Origin of the sequence: Streptomyces sp. BBFR102, from assembly GCF_051397025.1 — a bacterium.
Taxonomy (GTDB): Bacteria; Actinomycetota; Actinomycetes; order Streptomycetales; family Streptomycetaceae; genus Streptomyces.
In genome coordinates, this window is the sequence record NZ_CP195757.1 from 5,181,026 (window position 1) to 5,199,534 (window position 18,509).

At 74.2% G+C, this 18,509-nt stretch carries 14 protein-coding genes and 1 pseudogene; 12 read left to right on the forward strand and 3 right to left on the reverse strand.

The window, feature by feature from the left end:
* Nucleotides 1-40: 40 nt before the first annotated feature.
* From ACSLIC_RS22915 to ACSLIC_RS22925, 3 genes are all read right to left on the reverse strand, one after another.
* On the reverse strand, nt 41-1,045 hold the full coding sequence (locus ACSLIC_RS22915) for a Gfo/Idh/MocA family protein (RefSeq protein WP_436739588.1): 1,005 nt from the start codon (nt 1,043-1,045) through the stop codon (nt 41-43).
* A 58-nt stretch (nt 1,046-1,103) separates the two neighbouring features.
* On the reverse strand, nt 1,104-1,490 hold the full coding sequence (locus tag ACSLIC_RS22920) for a transposase domain-containing protein (protein ID WP_436739589.1): 387 nt from the start codon (nt 1,488-1,490) through the stop codon (nt 1,104-1,106).
* Between the two features lie 665 nt (nt 1,491-2,155).
* Nucleotides 2,156-2,914: an SDR family NAD(P)-dependent oxidoreductase gene (locus ACSLIC_RS22925; protein ID WP_436739590.1), complete on the reverse strand. Its 759-nt coding sequence runs from the start codon at nt 2,912-2,914 to the stop codon at nt 2,156-2,158.
* A gap of 148 nt (nt 2,915-3,062) precedes the next feature.
* Here ACSLIC_RS22925 and ACSLIC_RS22930 point away from each other — a divergent pair, with 148 nt between their 5' ends.
* The 12 genes and pseudogenes from ACSLIC_RS22930 to ACSLIC_RS22985 all read left to right on the forward strand — a co-directional run bounded on the left by ACSLIC_RS22930 (nt 3,063) and on the right by ACSLIC_RS22985 (nt 18,062).
* The gene (locus ACSLIC_RS22930; RefSeq protein ID WP_436739591.1) at nt 3,063-3,701 is read left to right on the forward strand and encodes a TetR/AcrR family transcriptional regulator; all 639 of its coding nucleotides are present in this window, start codon (nt 3,063-3,065) and stop codon (nt 3,699-3,701) included.
* 60 nt (nt 3,702-3,761) lie between these two features.
* Nucleotides 3,762-4,049 (forward strand): annotated as a pseudogene (locus tag ACSLIC_RS22935) (UTRA domain-containing protein); the annotation flags it as partial.
* Between the two features lie 265 nt (nt 4,050-4,314).
* Nucleotides 4,315-5,319, forward strand: a complete 1,005-nt coding sequence (locus tag ACSLIC_RS22940) for a sugar ABC transporter substrate-binding protein (RefSeq protein WP_436739592.1) — start codon at nt 4,315-4,317, stop codon at nt 5,317-5,319.
* Nucleotides 5,316-6,383, forward strand: a complete 1,068-nt coding sequence (locus ACSLIC_RS22945; RefSeq protein ID WP_436739593.1) for an ABC transporter permease — start codon at nt 5,316-5,318, stop codon at nt 6,381-6,383. The genes ACSLIC_RS22940 and ACSLIC_RS22945 overlap by 4 nt, the downstream gene beginning before the upstream one ends.
* Nucleotides 6,380-7,255: an ATP-binding cassette domain-containing protein gene (locus ACSLIC_RS22950; RefSeq protein WP_436739594.1), complete on the forward strand. Its 876-nt coding sequence runs from the start codon at nt 6,380-6,382 to the stop codon at nt 7,253-7,255. Before ACSLIC_RS22945 ends, ACSLIC_RS22950 begins: the two co-directional genes overlap by 4 nt.
* Before the next feature lie 91 nt (nt 7,256-7,346).
* Nucleotides 7,347-8,516 (forward strand): ROK family glucokinase, encoded by a 1,170-nt coding sequence (locus tag ACSLIC_RS22955; protein WP_436739595.1) that lies wholly within the window; start codon nt 7,347-7,349, stop codon nt 8,514-8,516.
* Entirely contained in the window at nt 8,516-9,106 is a 591-nt protein-coding gene (locus ACSLIC_RS22960; protein ID WP_436739596.1) for a sugar kinase, read from the forward strand. The genes ACSLIC_RS22955 and ACSLIC_RS22960 overlap by 1 nt, the downstream gene beginning before the upstream one ends.
* A gap of 19 nt (nt 9,107-9,125) precedes the next feature.
* Nucleotides 9,126-11,924, forward strand: coding sequence for an SNF2-related protein (locus ACSLIC_RS22965; protein ID WP_436739597.1), 2,799 nt, complete (start codon nt 9,126-9,128; stop codon nt 11,922-11,924).
* A complete protein-coding gene (locus ACSLIC_RS22970; protein ID WP_436739598.1) occupies nt 11,921-13,216 on the forward strand; it encodes a hypothetical protein in 1,296 nt (431 codons plus the stop codon). The genes ACSLIC_RS22965 and ACSLIC_RS22970 overlap by 4 nt, the downstream gene beginning before the upstream one ends.
* 759 nt (nt 13,217-13,975) lie before the next feature.
* A complete protein-coding gene (locus tag ACSLIC_RS22975; RefSeq protein WP_436739599.1) occupies nt 13,976-14,452 on the forward strand; it encodes a hypothetical protein in 477 nt (158 codons plus the stop codon).
* 71 nt (nt 14,453-14,523) lie between these two features.
* Nucleotides 14,524-16,305, forward strand: coding sequence for an ABC transporter transmembrane domain-containing protein (locus ACSLIC_RS22980; RefSeq protein ID WP_436739600.1), 1,782 nt, complete (start codon nt 14,524-14,526; stop codon nt 16,303-16,305).
* Nucleotides 16,302-18,062, forward strand: coding sequence for an ABC transporter ATP-binding protein (locus ACSLIC_RS22985; RefSeq protein ID WP_436739601.1), 1,761 nt, complete (start codon nt 16,302-16,304; stop codon nt 18,060-18,062). Before ACSLIC_RS22980 ends, ACSLIC_RS22985 begins: the two co-directional genes overlap by 4 nt.
* Nucleotides 18,063-18,509 lie beyond the last annotated feature (447 nt).

Sequence of the window (18,509 nt, forward strand, 5' to 3'; positions counted from 1 at the left end):
GCGGGCCCCCGGCGCGCCGTCCGCGCCGGGGGCCCGCGCCTCAGCCGCCGGGGATCTCCGCCAACAGCACCGGCCGCCGCTCCCGCCGCGACACCTCGCACGCCTCGGCGATCCTGAGCGCCGCCAGCGCCTCGCGGCCGTCGCACGGGTTGGCCAGCTCGCCCCGGGCCACCGCGAGGAAGGCGTCCAGCTCCGCCGCGTACGCGGGGGCGAACCGCTCCAGGAAACCGGGCCACGGGTCCTTCGGCGCCGCCGGACCGTCCGGCTCCGCGGAGGTGAGCGGCGCCCGGGCGTCCAGGCCCACCGTCAACTGGCCCGCCTCGCCAGCCAGTTCCATGCGCACGTCGTACCCGGCGCCGTTGCAGCGCGTCGCGGTCGCCGTCACCAGGGCGCCGTCGTCCAGCGTGAGCAGGGCCGCCGCGGTGTCCACGTCGCCCGCCTCCCGGAACATCGCGGGACCGGCGTCCGACCCCGTTGCGTACACCTCGGTGACCTCCCGCCCCGTCACCCAGCGGACCATGTCGAAGTCGTGCACCAGGCAGTCGCGGAACAGGCCGCCGGAGAGCGGGACATAGGCGGGCGGCGGGGGAGCGGGGTCCGAGGAGAGCGCCCGGACGGTGTGCAGGCGGCCCAGTTCCCCGGAGCGGACCGCACACCTGGCGGCCCTGTAACCGGCGTCGAAGCGCCGCTGGAAACCGAGTTGGAGGACCGTGCCCGCCGCCTCCACCTCCGCGAGCGCCGCCAGCGTTCCCGCCAGGTCCACCGCCACCGGCTTCTCGCAGAAGACCGGCAGTCCCGCCCGCGCGGCCCGCGCGATCAGCGGGGCGTGCGCCGCCGTCGCCGCCGTCACCACCAGCGCGCCCGGCTCCGCCGCGAACAGCGCGTCCACGCCCGCCACCGCCTCGGCCCCGGTCCGGGCCGCCAGCGCCGCCGCCCGCTGCGGTTCCGCGTCCGCCACCACCAACGACGACACCATCGGATGTGCCGCGAGTGTCCGGGCGTGGGCCGAGCCGATCCGGCCGGTTCCGGCGAGTGCGATCCTCATGGACTTAACGTGCAGGGCCCCACCCGTCCCGTCAACCGGGTTCGGGTCCCGCGGGCCATCAGCGTGACCAGACGCAGCATCGGTGACCGGCGGGCCCGTTCGGTCCAGCTCTCGTCTTGGGGAAGACCAACAGGTTCGCGGGCGTGTCCGGCAATGCGATCTGGGTGCCGTCGATCGCGACCACCAGCCTGCCCGTGAACCGTGTCGCCTGTGTCGCGGTCACCGCTGCGGGGTCTTTGACCAGGTCGAACAGTGCTTTCAACGGTCTGGGCCCGACCCGTCGCATCGCAGCCGTGATCGATGGACCCGTCGGCACCGGCAGCGGCACGGACAGCGAGGCAGTCAGCCGGGACCAGATCCCCGTCCAGCCCATTCCGGTGAACAGCGCGCCAGCGAGCAGGAGGTAGATGTCGGCGTACGGGTCGAAGTGTAGAGCTGCGTACATTTGAATGTGCAGAGGTATCAGGCGACCTCGGTCTTGCGCTCAGTGGCCTTGAGATGGTTCTTGAGCCGGTAGCTGGGCACGCGGCGTCCTGGCCGTCCGCGACGAACACCCCGCCCAGATCGAACAGTGGCTACCGAAGGGCCTGGGCCGTCTTCCCGACGCGGCGGAGCGGCGGATCGTGGAGTGGTGGGCACGCTGGCAGTCGCTGCGCCGCCTGCACCGACAGGCCGCGCACACCAGCCCTGGGCAAGCCTGCGGGATTCGGCAGGAGATCCGCTCCGTCGTCCGTCTACTGGAATGGTTGTCCGCACAGGGCGGCAGCCTCGCCGCGTGCACGCAGGGCCACATCGACGTCTACCTCGCCACGGGCCCGGCCGAGCGCCTGCGGATCCGGTCCGTCTTGCACTGGACCAGCCGCCACCAGCACCCCCGAGCCCTGACAGCTCCCTTCTGCACCAGCTCGCTCGCCGCCGTGAGTGCACGCAGATGGTCAGCAACATGTCCACCGGCCACGGTGTCCAGGCAGCGGACCGCCGCGAACTGGATGGTCGAGAGCGGTGACGGGCCCGCTATGCCGCCCACCGGGCCCGCGGGGCGGACCGCATCTGATGCATCCCCCGGTTCTGCCAGGTAAGGGGCGGGGCACACGGTGTCGGCGGGGGTCCCTACAACAGGGCGCCGCCGGACACCTCGAGGCGCTGGGCGGTGACCCATCGCAGGTCCTCGGAGGCGAGCGCGGCAATCGCGTCGCCGATCTCCTGCGGTTCACCGACACGACCGAGTGCGGTCTGCGCGCTCAGGCCCTCGCGCATCTGCGCGTCGTCCCGCATGGCGCCGCCGTTGAAGTCGGTGGCGGTCGGCCCCGGCGCGATGGAGTTGACGCGGATCTTGCGCGCCCCCAGCTCCACGGCCAATGTCCGACTAAGGACCTCGACCGCCGCCTTGGAGGCCGAGTACACCGAGGTGCCGGCACTGGTGTGGCGGCTGAGGGAGGAGGAGACGTTGATGATCCGCCCCCCGTCGGCCAGCACGGGCGCAAGCGCCTGGATGAGGAAGAACGTGCCGCGCACGTTGGTGTTCATCACCGCGTCGAAGTCGTCGACCGTGACCGCTTCCAACGGTCCGAACATCCCGATCCCGGCATTGTTGACCAGGACATCCAGCCGGGTCGCCTCCCAGCGCTCCAGTTGCGCAGCTAGGTGGGAAACGAAGGCGGGAAAGGAGGCCACGTCGCTGATGTCCAGCCGAAGCGCGGCAGCGGTGGCGCCGGTTTCCTGAACGTTCTTGACGGTCTCCTCGGCCTCCTGCGCGTCGCCGCGGTAGGTCACGATGACGCGCCGCCCATGCCGGGCCAGCGCCCGGGCCGTCGCCCGGCCAAGCCCGCGATTGCCGCCGGTCACCAATGCGATCTTGCCTGACTCCATGAGTGCTTCTCCCTGAAGGACGGAACGACGCCGACGGGGGAGTACTCGCCGACTGAATGCGAGTCGTGCGACTCGCCTCCCTGACCACGTAAACATCTGCACAGTGGCGAGTCAAGTGACTCGCCTCGTGATGGGTCATACTGGTCCCATGACCGCAGGACTCTCCGCGCACCATCAACGACTCGCTCGGCGCAAGCGCGAGGCGATCACCGCAGCGGCCACGAAGCTGTTCCTGGAACGGGGCTATGACGGGACCTCGCTGGCGAAGATCGCGCAGGAAGCGGTCGTCTCGAAGTCCACGCTGTTCAAGCAGTTCCCCACCAAGGCTGCGCTCTTCGAGGCCATCGTCACCGAGTATTGGAAGGGCGGGCCGGACCCGGCGGCGCCCGCGACGCAGCCCGGTGACCTGGGCGCCGGGCTGAACGCGATCGGCCGCCAGTACGCCGACCTGATCGGCCGGCCCGCGATGGCGGCCCTCTTCCGCATCGTCATCGCCGAACTGCCGCGCTTCCCGGAACTGGGACGGGCTCAGTTCGAGCTGGGCAAGCTGCCCTACTTCATCTCCGTCCAGCACTACCTGGAGGCCCAGCACGCCGCGGGCACCGCGGTAGTACCTGACGCGGAGAGTGCCACCAACCAGTTCCTCGGCATGATCGCCAACTACGTCCTGTGGCCCCGTATGCTGCTCGCCGACTGGAGCCCCGCACCAGCCGACGTCGGCCACGCGGTCGACGAGGCGGTCACGACGATGCTCGCCCGCTACGGCCGCAGCGCCAACGACTCGTAGCACTCCTGAGGGCTCCGGCGCCGCTGCGGGTGCGGACGGCGCTCGCCCCCGGAGCCCCAGAACCACCTCCCGGCCGGCCTGCTCCACCTCGACCCGGCCGGCTGGCCGGCAGCGGGCGGTACGGGCTGCTCCGCGAGGCGGGCGGCACCCTGCACAGCGCCCGCCAGTCGGTCGGCGCCCGCGCCGCCACCGCCGAGGAGGCCGAGCTGCTCGGCGAGGCACCCGGCGCCCCGCTGCTGACCATGCGCCGCCTCTGCCGCGACCACACCGGACGCGCCGTCGAACGGGCAGCCGCGTCTACCGGGCACCCGCCACTCCTTCGACTTCCAGCTCCTCGCCCGCCGCTGAACGGGCGGCCGCCACGCCCCGTACGGGAACGGTCGTACAACGAACCGCCGACGTGGCGTCGCACACATTGACGCGCCCCGCGGGTCCTACTACAACCTCCCCTGTCCCCGCAGACGCGGGCCTCGCGCCCCACGGTGCCGGGCCGCTCCGCCGGTCCCGGGCCCCCGGCCAGAGAGCCGACGGGTGCGGTCGGGGATACTTGGGCGGTTGGGGCGGCTTCTCCGCCCCTTCGCATGAAGCGTCACAGCGAGAAGGGCACGGCCTCGTGGCACGGTTTCGGACCTGGGTAAGCATCGCGCTGGCGGGGGTTCTCGGCGCATCCCTCGCGGGGTGCAGCAGTACGGGCGGCAAGCGCGCCGAGGACGCCGCCAAGGCCGAGGCGGCCCAGGGGAGGGCAGCGGTGGACACCCCCCGCTGGACCTTCGCCATGGTCACGCACTCCGGTGACGGCGACACCTTCTGGGACATCGTCCAGAAGGGCGCCCAGCAGGCGGCGCGCAAGGACAACGTCAAGTTCCTCTACTCGCACCACGACGAGGCGCAGCAGCAGGCGCAGCTGGTCGACGCCGCCATCGACAAGAAGGTCGACGGCCTGATCGTCACCCTCGCCAAGCCCGGCGCGATGAAGGCCGCCGTCCAGCGCGCCGTGAAGGCCGGCATCCCGGTGGTCACCGTCAACTCCGGCTCCGAGAAGTCCAAGGAGTTCGGCGCGCTGACCCACATCGGCCAGGACGAGGAGATCGCCGGCGAGGCCGTCGGCGAGGAGCTGAACAAGCGCGGCCGCAAGAAGGCCCTCTGCGTCCTGCACGAGCAGGGCAACGTCGGCCACGAGCAGCGCTGCGACGGCGTGCGCGAGAGCTTCGACGGCAAGCTGGTCAACCTCTACGTCGACGGCACCAACATGCCCGACGTCCAGGCGTCCATCGAGGCCCGGCTCCAGGCCGACAAGGACCTCGACTCCGTGGTGACCCTCGGCGCGCCCTTCGCGGACGCCGCCGTCAAGGCCAAGGAGGGCGCCTCCAGCAAGGCCGAGATCAACACCTTCGACCTCAACGCCAAGGTCGCCCAGGGGCTGAAGGACGGCACCCTCGGCTTCTCCGTCGACCAGCAGCCCTACCTCCAGGGGTACGAGGCGGTCGACCTGCTCTGGCTCTACCACTACAACGCGGACGTCCTCGGCGGTGGCCGGCCGGTCCTCACCGGCCCGCAGATCATCACCGAGAAGGACGCGGACGCCCTCGCCGACCACACCAAGCGGGGCACCCGATGAGCACGCCCGCACCCGCCACCCCCTCCGGCCCGGTGGGCGGGCCGGCCGCCGACGAGCGGCTGATCACCCGCTCCCCGCTGAAGAAGCTCCTCGGCCGCCCCGAGCTGGGCGCGGTCGTCGGTGCCGTCGCGGTCTTCCTCTTCTTCGTCTTCGCCGCCGACAGCTTCCTCCAGCTCTCCAGCCTCACCACGGTCCTCTACGCCGCCTCCACGATCGGGATCATGGCGGTGCCGGTGGCGCTGCTGATGATCGGCGGCGAGTTCGACCTCTCCACCGGCGTCGCCGTGACCAGTTCGGCGCTGGTCTCCTCGATGTTCAGCTACCAGATGACCGCCAACGTCTGGGTCGGCGTCGGCGTCTCCCTGCTGGTCACCCTCGCCATCGGCCTCTTCAACGGCGTCCTGCTGACCCGCACCAGGCTGCCCAGCTTCATCATCACGCTCGGCACCTTCCTGATGCTGACCGGCCTGAACCTCGGCCTGACCAAACTCATCAGCGGCACCGTCTCCACCAAGTCGATCGCCGACATGGAGGGCTTCGACTCGGCCCGGGCGGTCTTCGCCTCGACGCTCACCGTCGGCTCGGTGCACATCAAGATCACCGTGCTGTGGTGGATCGCCCTGGTGGCCGTCGCCACCTGGGTCCTGCTCCGCACCCGGTACGGCAACTGGATCTTCGCCGTCGGCGGCGACGCCGACGCGGCCCGCGCGGTCGGCGTGCCGGTGCGCGCCACCAAGGTCGGCCTGTACCTCGGTGTGGCCCTCGGCGCCTGGATCTCCGGCCAGCACCTGCTCTTCTCCTTCGACGTCGTGCAGTCCGGCGAAGGCGTCGGCAACGAGCTGATCTACATCATCGCGGCCGTCATCGGCGGCTGCCTCATCACCGGGGGCTACGGCTCCGCGATCGGCTCCGCCATCGGCGCGCTGATCTTCGGTATGACCAGCAAGGGCATCGTCTACGCCGAGTGGAACCCGGACTGGTTCAAGTTCTTCCTCGGGGCGATGCTGCTGCTGGCGACCCTGCTCAACCACTGGGTCCGCAAGCGGGCGGAGGAGACGGCATGAACGCGCACCCCGAGGCGGCCCGGTCCCAGGCCCCGGCGGGCTCCGGCCCGCTCGTCGAGTTGGCCGACGTCAGTAAGTACTACGGCAACGTCCGCGCCCTGGAGGACGTCTCGCTGGAGGTCCACGCGGGCGAGATCACCTGCGTCCTCGGCGACAACGGCGCGGGCAAGTCCACCCTCATCAAGATCATCGCCGGGCTCCACCCGCACGACACCGGCACGCTGCGCGTCGCGGGCGAGGAGACCCGTCTCTCCTCGCCGCGCCAGGCCCTGGACCGGGGCATCGCCACCGTCTACCAGGACCTCGCCGTGGTCCCGCTGATGCCGGTCTGGCGGAACTTCTTCCTCGGCTCCGAGCCGACCACCGGCAAGGGGCCCTTCCGCCGCATGGACGTCCGTCTCATGCGCGAGACCGCCCGCGGCGAGCTGGCCCGGATGGGCATCGACCTGCGCGACGTCGACCAGCCGATCGGCACCCTCTCCGGCGGCGAACGCCAGTGCGTGGCCATCGCCCGCGCCGTCTACTTCGGCGCCAAGGTCCTCGTCCTCGACGAGCCGACCGCCGCTCTCGGCGTCAAGCAGTCCGGCGTCGTCCTCCGGTACGTCGCCGCCGCCCGCGACGCCGGCCTCGGTGTCGTCCTCATCACGCACAACCCGCACCACGCCTACCTCGTCGGCGACCGTTTCGTCCTGCTCAAGCGGGGCGCCATGGCCGGCAGCCACCTCAAGGGCGACATCGACCTGGACGAGCTGACCCGGCAGATGGCGGGCGGCTCCGACCTGGACGAACTGGGCGAGGCGCTGGAGCGCGCCCCCGTCCCCGACCACCTCGGCGGGCGTACCGCGCGGGACACCGGCACCGGCTCCCGGTGACCCGTACCCCGACGGGCCCTGCCCGCGCGGGGGCGCGCACCGGGGCGGGCGCGTGTGCGCCGGGTGTGCCCGGTAAGGCAGAATCGTCGCGATGAGCACCTACCGCGACCTCGCACACCGCGGCTCCGCACGGGCCACCGTCCTGCGTACCGTCGGCACGCGGGAGAGGCGGTCCCACCTGACCGCACCCCGGGTGCCGACCGTCGGCATCGACATCGGCGGCACGAAGGTGATGGCGGGCGTCGTGGACGCCGACGGCACCATCCTCGAACAGCTGAGGGCCGAGACGCCCGACAAGTCGAAGAGCCCCAAAGTCGTCGAGGACACCATCGTCGAACTGGTCCTGGACCTCTCCGACCGGCACGACGTGCACGCCGTCGGCATCGGCGCGGCCGGCTGGGTCGACGCCGACCGCAACCGGGTCCTCTTCGCGCCCCACCTGTCCTGGCGCAACGAACCGCTGCGCGACCGCCTCTCCGGACGCCTCGCCGTCCCCGTCATGGTCGACAACGACGCCAACGCCGCCGCCTGGGCCGAATGGCGCTTCGGCGCCGGCCGAGGCGAGGACCACCTCGTCATGATCACCCTCGGTACCGGCATCGGCGGCGCCATCCTGGAGGAGGGCCAGGTCAAGCGCGGCAAGTACGGAGTCGCCGGGGAGTTCGGCCACATGCAGGTCGTCCCCGGCGGCCACCGCTGCCCGTGCGGCAACCGCGGCTGCTGGGAGCAGTACAGCTCCGGCAACGCCCTGGTCCGCGAGGCCCGTGAGCTGGCCGCCGCCGACTCCCCGGTCGCGTACAACCTCATCGACCGCGTCCAGGGCAACGTCCACGACATCACCGGCCCCCTCATCACCCAGCTCGCCCGCGAGGGCGACGCGATGTGCGTGGAACTGCTCGGGGACATCGGGCAGTGGCTCGGTGTGGGCATCGCCAACCTCGCCGCCGCCCTCGACCCGTCCTGCTTCGTGGTCGGCGGCGGCGTCAGCGCCGCCGACGACCTGCTGATCCTCCCGGCCCGCGACGCCTTCCGCCGCCATCTCACCGGCCGCGGCTACCGCCCCGAGGCCCGCATCACCCGCGCCCAGCTCGGTCCCGAGGCGGGCATGGTCGGTGCCGCCGACCTCGCCCGCCTGGTCGCCCGCCGCTTCCGCCGCGCCAAGCGCCGCCGCGTCGAGCGGTACGAGCGCTACGAGCGCTACACCCAGGAACGCCGCGCCGGTGACGAGCGGGCCGCCGTCACCAGCCAGGAGAGCGCGTGATGAGCCTCCCCAGCGCCACCGAGCCGAAGCCGGGACCGGACGAAGCGCCCTCGCCGCCCGCCCGCGAGCAGCGCCGCCGCACCGTGCGCAGGCGGTGGATCACCGCCATCGTCATCGTGCTGCTCATCGGCGTCCCCGCCGGCTACCTGCTGGTCTCCGCCGGGCAGAGCCGCGACAGCGGCCGCGACAAGGAACGCAAGTGGTCGGCGACCGGCCTGACCAGCGGCTGGCCCTCCCAGGTGCAGCGCCGCATCTACCAGGTCCCCCTGCCGCCCAACGCCTGGCACGTCGCCTACTACGAGACCAACAACTGGAAGACCAGCCGCCTCTACGTACAGTTCCGCACCACCGAGGACCAGCTGGCCGCCTTCCTCGCCGCCTACGGCGCCACCCCCGAGGACCTGAAACAGGGCAAGGTCACCATCAGCGCCCGCAACCAGTCCGTCACCGGCTGGGACTTCGGCGTTTCCGGCCCCTGGTCGGGCCTCACCCACCCCCAGGACGACCCGCTGCCCACCCACGACATCACCGTCACCCGCAGGCCGACCGGCGAGGCCCTCGTCTACCTGGTCGCCACCAGCACGCCGTGAGCCGGCCCGGAGGCCACCGGTGAGCGGGGCCGTGCGCCGCCGCGGCGGGAACGAGCGGCCGGCCGTCACCTTCCTGCCCGCGGTGCTGCCCCGCCACGGCCGGCTCGCCTGGTGGTCCCCGAACGGGGGCGCCCCGCCCCGCGACACCGGCGCCACCACCACCCTCACCGTCGCCCGCGCCCGGGGCGCCACCGTGCGCCGCGTTGCGGTGGAGGCCGCGGCCCTCGGCGTCGAGGACGGCCTCGCCGCCCTGCTCGCCGACCCCGCCCCCAGCGACTCCGCCGCCTGCTGGCAGGCCGCCGCCCGCTTCGCCCTCGACCTCGTGGCCCGGGGCCGGCTGCTGCCCGGCCTCACCGAGGCCGACGAGGACGCCTGGCGCGCGGGCCCGCTGGACGCCGACGACCTGCTCCGGCTCCGGGGTCTGGCCGCCGCCCTGCCGCCCGAGGGCCACCCGGTCGCCCTGGAGAGCCGCTCCCCGCTCATGGTCGCCGCACCGGAGGCACTGCTGCGGTGCTTCCTCGACGCCGTCGCCGACACCCTGCCGCGCACCCCGGCCGCCGCCGACGCCCTCGGCGCGCCCTTCGCCGCCACCGCGCCCCAGCGGCTGCCCCAGGCCCGCGGCTGGGCCGCACTGGCCGCCGTCGGACAGGACGCCGGGGTCAGCCTCTCGCTCCGCCTCGACCTCAGCGCGTACGGCCTCTTCGACCCCGACGGGGACGGGGGCCGGCGGGGCGCCGGGGCCGCCGTCCTCCAGGTCCACAGCCTCACCGACCCCACCCGCGTCGCCGACGCCGCCGCCCTCTGGTCGGGGGAGCGGCTGCCCGGCTTCGGCCCGCGCGCCCGGATCGACACCGCCCTCGCGCTGCGCCGTGCCGCCCGCGTCTGGGCCCCGCTGGAACGCCTCGCCGACCAGCCCGTCCCGGACGTGCTCTCCCTGGACGACGCGGAGGTCTCCGACCTCCTAGGGGTGGCCGCCGAGCGGCTGCGCGCCGCCGGGGTCCCCGTGCACTGGCCCAGGGAACTGGCCCGGGAGCTGACCGCCGAGGCCGAGGTGCGCGGCGCGCCCGGCTCCGCCACCGACGGCACGCCGTTCTTCGACGCCGACCGGCTGCTGGAGTTCCGCTGGCAGGTCGCCCTCGGCGGTCAGCGGCTCAGCGAGGCGGAGATGGACGAACTGGCCGAGGCCCACCGGCCGGTGGTGCGGCTGCGCGACCAGTGGGTGGTGGTCGACCCGGAGGTGGTCCGCCGGGCCCGGAAGCGCGACCTCGGCCTCCTCGATCCCCTCGACGCCCTCGGCGCGGCCCTCACCGGCACCGCCGAGGTCGACGGCGAACCGGTCCAGGCCGTCCCCGTCGGCGCGCTGGCCGCCCTCCGCGACCGGCTCACCGCCCCGCCCGGCCGCGTCGAGCCGCCGCCCGGGCTGAACGCCACCCTCCGCGACTACCAGCTGCGCGGCCTGGGCTGGCTGGAACTGATGACCTCGCTCGGCCTCGGCGGCTGCCTCGCCGACGACATGGGCCTCGGCAAGACCGTCACCCTGATCGCCCTCCACCTCAAGCGGAGCGGCACCGGGCCGACCCTGGTGGTCTGCCCCGCCTCGCTGCTCGGCAACTGGGAGCGCGAGATCACTCGCTTCGCCCCCGGCGTGCCCGTCCGCCGCTACCACGGGCAGGGCCGCAGCCTCGGCGACGTACCGGACGGCTTCGTCCTCACCACCTACGGCACCATGCGCTCCAGCGCCGAGTCGCTGGCCTCGGTCCGCTGGGGCCTGGTCGTCGCCGACGAGGCCCAGCACGTCAAGAACCCGCACTCGGCCACCGCCCAGGCGCTGCGCACCCTCCCGGCCGCCGCCCGCGTCGCCCTGACCGGCACCCCCGTCGAGAACAACCTCTCCGAACTCTGGGCCCTCCTCGACTGGACCACCCCCGGCCTGCTCGGACCGCTGACCGCCTTCCGCGCCCGGCACGCCCGGCCCGTCGAGTCCGGCGAGGACCCCGAGGCGACCGAGCGGCTGGCCCGCCTCATCCGGCCCTTCCTGCTGCGCCGCCGCAAGTCCGACCCGGGCATCGTCCCCGAACTGCCGCCGAAGACCGAGACCGACCGGCCGGTGCCGCTCACCCGCGAACAGACCTCGCTCTACGAGGCGGTCGTCCGCGAGTCGATGGCCGCCATCGAACGCTCCGAGGGCATCGCCCGCCGCGGCCTGGTCCTCAAACTCCTCACCTCCCTCAAACAGATCTGCAACCACCCCGCGCAGTTCCTCAAGGAGGGCCCCGCCCGGCTGGAGGGCCGCTCCGGCAAGCTCGCCCTGCTCGACGAACTCCTCGACACCCTCCTCGCCGAGGACTGCTCGGCGCTGGTCTTCACCCAGTACGTCGGCATGGCCAAGCTCATCGGCGCGCACCTCGCCGCCCGCGCCGTCCCCGCCGAACTCCTGCACGGCGCGACGCCCGTCGCCGAACGCGAGCGGATGGTGGACCGCTTCCAGGAGGGCCGCACGCCCGTCCTCGTCCTCTCCCTCAAGGCCGCCGGGACCGGGCTGAACCTCACCCGCGCCTCCCACGTCTTCCACTACGACCGCTGGTGGAACCCGGCCGTCGAGGAGCAGGCCACCGACCGCGCCTACCGGATCGGCCAGACCCGGCCCGTCCAGGTCCACCGGCTCATCACCGAGGGCACCGTGGAGGACCGCATCGCCGAACTCCTCACCGCCAAACGGGCCCTCGCCGACGCCGTCCTCGGCTCCGGCGAAGGCGCCCTCACCGAACTCACCGACCGCGAACTGACCGACCTCGTCTCCCTGCGCAGGACCACGTGAACCGTCCCACCGCCGCCCGGGCCCGCGCCTCCGCCGACGGCCTGCGCCGCACCTTCCCCGCCCAGCCGGCCGGGGACGGCGCTGCCACCACCTGGTGGGGCCGCGCCTGGGTCTCGGCGCTCACCGCGCGGTCCGGCGACCCCGGGCGGCTGGCCCGCGGCAGCGACCTGGCAACGCGCGGCAGCGTCGACGCGGTCACCGTCACCCCGGGCCTGGTCCTCGCCTACGTGCACGGCAGCCGGCCCCGTCCCTACCGGGCCCGGCTGCGGGTGCGCCCGCTCACCGACGACGACTGGGAACGGCTCCTCGACCACATCGCCGACCACCCGGCCCACCTCGCCGCCCTCCTCGACCGCGAACTGCCGCCCGCCCTCGCCGAGGGACCGGTGCCGCTGCTGCCCGGGGCCGGCGACCTCATCCCCGACTGCACCTGCCCCGACCCGGTCCGCCCGTGCAAGCACGCGGCCGCGCTCTGCCACCGCACCGCCCGCCTCCTCGACCACGACCCGTTCGTCCTGCTGCTCCTGCGCGGCCGGGGCGAGGACGACCTGATCGACACCCTGACCCGGCTGAGCGTCACCCGCGCCTGCGCCCCCGGTACCGGCGGCGCCCCCGACACCGACGCCGAGGACCCGTACCGCCCGCCCGCGCTGCCCGGTGTCCGCGCCCGCGACGTGCTCGGTGCCGGCCCCCGCCCGCCGCTGCCTCCGCCCCCGCGCCTCCTGGACGGACCCGCCGCCCCGCCCTCGTACCCGTCGGGCCACGGCGGCCCCGACCCGCTCGCCCTCGACCAGCTCGCCACCCAGGCCGCCGCCCGCGCCCACGCCCTGCTCGCCACCGGCCGCGACCCGCTCGCCGGGCTCGGCCACTGGGCCGACGCGGTCCGGATCGCCGCCGCCCGGCCGGGTTCCGGCCTTACCTCGGCCGCCCGCGACCTGTACGCCCGCCTCGCCCGCGCCGCCGGACGGGACGTCACCGGCCTGCACCGCGCCGTCGCCGCCTGGCAACTCGGCGGCGAAGCGGGCCTCGCCGCCCTCGAAGAGCCCTGGGACCCGCCCGCCGGCCCCTTCGACCGGGCCCGCCCGACCCTGCTCGCCGCAGGCCACCCGCGCCTGCGCCCCGAACGCAACCGCCTCACCCACCCCGCCGGCGACCGCCAGCTCCGCCTGGGCCGCGACGGCCTCTGGTACGGCTACATCTCCGACCCCGGCCGCGACGACTGGTGGCCCACGGGGGTGCCGGGACTGGACCCGGTGGCGGTGTTCGGGGCGTTGCCCGGGGGAGGGGCCTGAGCCGGGGCGCGCCCCGGGCGGACCCGCTGCCCGCCCACCTCACCACGGCCGCGCCGCAGGCGGCCGTCTGCCACGCGACGCGCGGCAGCGGCCCCGGCCGCCGGCGGCGCGGTCCGGGCCGGTCCCGCTCGACCGCCCGGCCGACCTCGCCGGCCCGGAGCACGAAGAGCACGCGATGAGGCCCGAGGTGCCCTCCGCCGGCTCGAAAGAGCCCCGCCGGATCTCCACGCCCGGCTCCGACGGCCGGCACACCGGGCCGTCGGCTCTTTGGAAGATCAGTGGCCGTCCCCGCCCGATCCCGCCGGAGCTGTGGCGGCTTCCAGGCGAACCCGGCCGTACGTGTGCGTGCCCGATCCCACGGAGCCGCAGGGACCCGGCTTCCTCCCACAGTGACTGACGGCACCTGAGAACATCCTGGTACGGCGGGTGGCGGCCCGGGGCCGCCACCCGCACCAGTCGTTGTCGGCCTCCTGGTCCCCGGGCGACGAGCTGGCCACGTCGAGGAGTTGTCCGGCGGCCGGCGCCAGTGGGTCTGGATCGCCATGGTGCCGGCGCGGCAGACTCCGTCCCTGCTCCTCGGCGAGCCGACCGCGCCGTCCGGGGCGAGGCGGTCTTCGACCCGGACTGCGTGAGGGTGCCCGCCCCCGCGACCGGGACGCCGATGGTGGTCCCGCCGTGTGAGGGCCGGCCCGGCTCGTTAGGCTGGCCGGGTGAACGCGGCGGGGGCGTGAGGTTCTGGCGCACGAGGGACGGGAGCTCATGGTGAGGACCAACGGGCCGAAGTGGCGCGACGATTGGACCTGGCCCACGAAATCCCTGCGGGAACCGGTCACTGAGCGGGGGTGCGAACGGCGGCTCCACCGCCGCTGGTCGGCCCGCGGGGCCGACAGCGCGCCCGCCGCGGCCGAGGTCACCTCCGTCACGACGACCAGCTACGGCGACGTGGGCGACGTCCGCGTGCGGTGCTGCCCCGACGGCGAGCCGGGACCGGGCTTCGTCGAACGGGGCGGGATGCCCGCGGACGGGCTGCGCCGGAGTGGCGGGGCCGCGGTGAGCCACTACCAGGCGGACCCGGGCCGGGCGATGGCCACGGTGTGGGTCCAGGGCCCTCCCGGCCCGACGATGCCCGCGATCGTCGTACGGCTCCTCGGCCCGCTCGCGTCGTTGTTCGCGATCCTCGTCACCGTGCGACGCCGCGGACTCCGGCGGGAGTGCGCGCGACTCGCGGCGGCCTGACCGCCCCACGCCGAGCGCGTCGCACGGCCCCGCCCGCAGGACCTGTCCACCACCATCCGAGGACGGCCCAGATGCCCCACGGCCCCGACCTGTCCGGCCACCGACGCAGGGTCCCCTACGCCGATCCGGGCGAGCCGGACCACCGCGGCCCGCTCAGATACCTGTGGTGGCTGACGGTCAGCCAGCGCCGGCGGGTGCTGGTGGGCTCCCTCTGGGGCACGGCCTGGATGTGCCTGCTCCTGGCCCCGCCCTACCTCATGTCCCGGGCGATCGACGACGGTCTGCGCGGCCGGGACGCCGGGGCGCTGCTGTTGTGGACGGGCGTCCTGCTGGCCACGGGCGCCGCCATCGCGGTCCTCGGCATCCTGCGGCACCGCACCATGACGCGGGTCCGGGTGGACGCGGCCTACCGCACGGTGCAGGTGGTCACCCGGCATGTCACCCGCCTCGGCTCCGCCCTGCCCCGGCAGGTCTCCGCCGGAGAACTCACCCACCTCCAGGCCGGCGACATCGGCCGGATCGCCCAGACCCTGACCGTCACCGGTCCCGGCGTGGGCGCGGCCGCCGCCTACGCCGTCACCGCCGTCCTGCTCCTCAGGATCTCCCCGCTCCTCGCGCTGGTCGTCCTGCTCGGTGTCCCTGCCCTCGCCCTGACGGTCGGGCCGCTGCTCGGCAGGCTGCACGGCGCCGAGGGCCGCTACCGCGAGGACCAGGGGCAGCTGACCGCGCTCGCCGGGGACATGGCGGCCGGACTGAGCGTGCTCAACGGCATCGGCGGCAAACGCGTCTTCGCCGCCCGCCACCGCGCACGCTCCCAGGCCCTGATCCCGCTCGGCTACCGCGTCGCCGCCCTCACCAGCTGGGTCCAGGCCCTCACCGCCTGTCTCCTCGTCGTCTTCCTCGCCGTCGTGACCTGGATCGGCGCGCGGATGGCGGCCTCCGGCACCATCACCGTCGGCGAACTGGTGGCGGTCTACGGCTACGTCTCCGCGCTCCTGGTCCCCGTCGCCGCCTTCATCGAGGGTGCCGACGACCTCCCGCGCGGCCTCGTCTCCGCCCGCCGGGTCACCGACATCCTCGCCCTGGGCCCGGCCTCTGACGCGGACCGCACCCGCGTCGGCCCGCCCACGGAGCCGGCCGAGCTGTACGACCCGGGCTCCGGCCTCACCGTCACCCCCGGAAAGGTGACAGCCCTGGTCGGCGCCCGCCCGGAGGAGACACGCGCCGTCGCCGAACGGCTCGCCGGCCACGGCGCGTCCGACGCCACCTGGGGCGGCTCCGAGTTGGACGGCTGGGACCGCGCCGCGCTGCGGCGCCACATCCTCCTCGCCGACCACGACGCCTACCTGTTCGCGGGGTCCCTGCGCACCGTCCTCTCCGGCCGCGCCGACCGCCCGGACGACGTCGTCCGGCGGGCCCTCGACGCGGCAGCCGCCACCGACATCGCCGACGCCCTGCCCAACGGGCTCGACGGCGACCTCGACGACCAGGCACGCAATGTCTCCGGCGGACAGCGCCAGCGGCTGCGGCTGGCGCGGGCCCTGCTCGCGGACCCAGAGATCCTCCTCCTGGTGGAACCGACCTCCGCGCTCGACGCGCACACCGAGGCGACGGTCGCCGCCCGCCTGGCCGCCCACCGGCGCGAGCGGACGACGCTGGTCGTCACCACGTCGCCGCTCGTCCTCGCCCAGGCCGACCAGGTCGCCCACCTGGAGGACGGCAAGATCCAGGCCACCGGCACGCATCGCGAACTCCTTGCCACCCGCCCCGCCTACGCCGCCCTGGTGTTCCGCGGCGCCGACCCGGACACCGCCACCGCCGGGCCCCGGCCCCTGAAAGGAGAGGCCCGATGAGCCGCCGCGAGCCCGCGCCCCGCCTGCCGGTCGCCGACGCCGCGACGGTCCGCCACGCCGTACGGCAGCTGATCAAGGAGGACTCCCGCGCCGTCCGGGGCACGGTCCTGCTGACCTGCCTCGCCGCGCTCGCCGGGGCGGCCGGCCCCTGGCTCCTCGGCCGTATCGTCGACCGGGTCGAGGCGGGCGGCCTGGCCGCCTCGGACATCGACCTCCTGGCCGCCGCCGTACTGGGCTGCGCGGCGGCCCAGTTGCTGTTGATCCGCTGGGCCCGCGGCGTCTCCCACCGCTTCGGCGAGCGCGCCCTGGCCCGGCTCCGGGAGGAGGTGGTCGACCGTGCCCTCGCTCTGCCCGGCAGGGTGGCGGAGAAGGTGGGCACCGGCGACCTCGTCACCCGCGCGACCCTCGACGTCTCGACCGTCGCCGCCACCCTGCGCTCGGCCGCGCCGGACATCTTCATCGCGGTCGTCCAGGCCGTGTTCCTGTTCGGCGCGATCTTCCTGCTCTCCCCGCTCCTCGGGCTCTGCTCCCTGGCGGGGCTGCCGCTGATCATCGCGGTGAGCCGCTGGTACCTGGCCCGCTCCCGCGAGGCCTACCTCGCCGAGGGGGCGGCTGCGGGCGAGGTCTCCGAGATCCTCAACTCCACAGCTCTCGGCGCCCGCACGGTCGAGGCGTACGGGCTGGGGGAGCGGCGTGGCCGCGTCCTCGACCAGGCCGTCGACACCACGTACCACGCGGGCGAGCGGACCCTCGCGCTGCGGACGGTGCTGTTCCCGGTCACCGAGTTCGCGCACACCCTGCCGTTGGCGCTGATCCTGCTGGTCGGTGGGTTCGGGTACCTGGACGGGACGGTCTCGCTCGGTGCGGTGGTGGCCGGGGGCTTGTACATGTGGCAGCTGGTCGACCCGCTCGACCAGCTCCTCGTCTGGGTCGAACAACTCCAGCGCAGCGGCGCTTCGTTCGCCCGGATCAAGGGGGTCGGTCTGGTCGTCCCCGAGCGGGACACCGAGGTGGCGCCCCCCGCCGACGACCTCATCGAGGCCACCGGCGTGCGGTACTCCTACCTCCCCGGCCAGGAGGTCCTCACGGATGTACGGCTCCAGGTGCGCCCCGGTGAACGGCTCGCCGTGGTGGGCCGGTCCGGTGCCGGCAAGTCCACCCTCGGCAAGCTGCTGGCGGGCGTGGACACTCCCGACAGCGGAAGCGTCCTGGTCGGCGGGGTGCCCGTCGCAGCCCTCGCCGCCGCGGGCGAGTCGGGCAGCCGGGTCGTCCTCATCACCCAGGAGCACCACGTGTTCCTGGGCACCCTCCGCGACAACATGACCATGGCCGCGCCCGAGGCCGACGACGCGGCCGTGCGGGCGGCGCTGGCCCTCGTCGAGGCGGACTGGGTGGCCGACCTCCCCGACGGCCTGGACACCCGGCTCGGTCCGGGCGGTATCGTCCTCGAACCGGCTCAGGCCCAGCAGCTCACCCTCGCCCGGGTGCAGTTGGCCGACCCGCACACGCTGATCCTGGACGAGGCGACCTCCCTGCTCGATCCGACGACGGCGCGCCAGGCGGAGCGCGCCATGGCCGCCGTCCGCGCCGACCGCACCGTCATCGCCATCGCCCACCGCCTCCAGACCGCCCATGACGCCGACCGCGTCGCCGTCATGGAGGCGGGCCGCATCGTGGAGCTGGGCTCCCACGACGAACTCGTCGCGGCAGACGGGGCGTACGCGGCGCTGTGGCGGTCGTGGAACGGGGACGGCTGATGCCGGCCCGCCCCTCGATTCCCTCGCTGGTACAGGTCCCTTCGTCCGGCCCGTACGCAAGTGCTGGGCCGTCCGCCGCGCGTCCCGTCACGCCGACGGCTGCTCCTTCCACCGTTGTGCGGACGTGTCGCGCCCGGCTGAACGGCGGGCCGGTCTTCCTGATGGCCGCCCTCGACCAGCACTTGCCCCGACGGCCGCACGCCGCGCCCAGCGCCGGAGCGCTCGCATGCGACCTCGGGCCGCACAAGAAGCCGGGCTTCAATTCGGTCCGCAGGCACGTCAAGGGCGAACCCGGGCGCTGGTTCCACTGGGCCGGCGAGCTCTTGCCTGCTGGTCTGGCAGGACACGGCCCCCACGGCTGCCGGACGCACCCCCGGCCACCTCGGGCACCGGAGCGCTGACGTCCCCGGGCGCCCCTGACCGCCACGTGGCCGGCGCGGTCGCGGC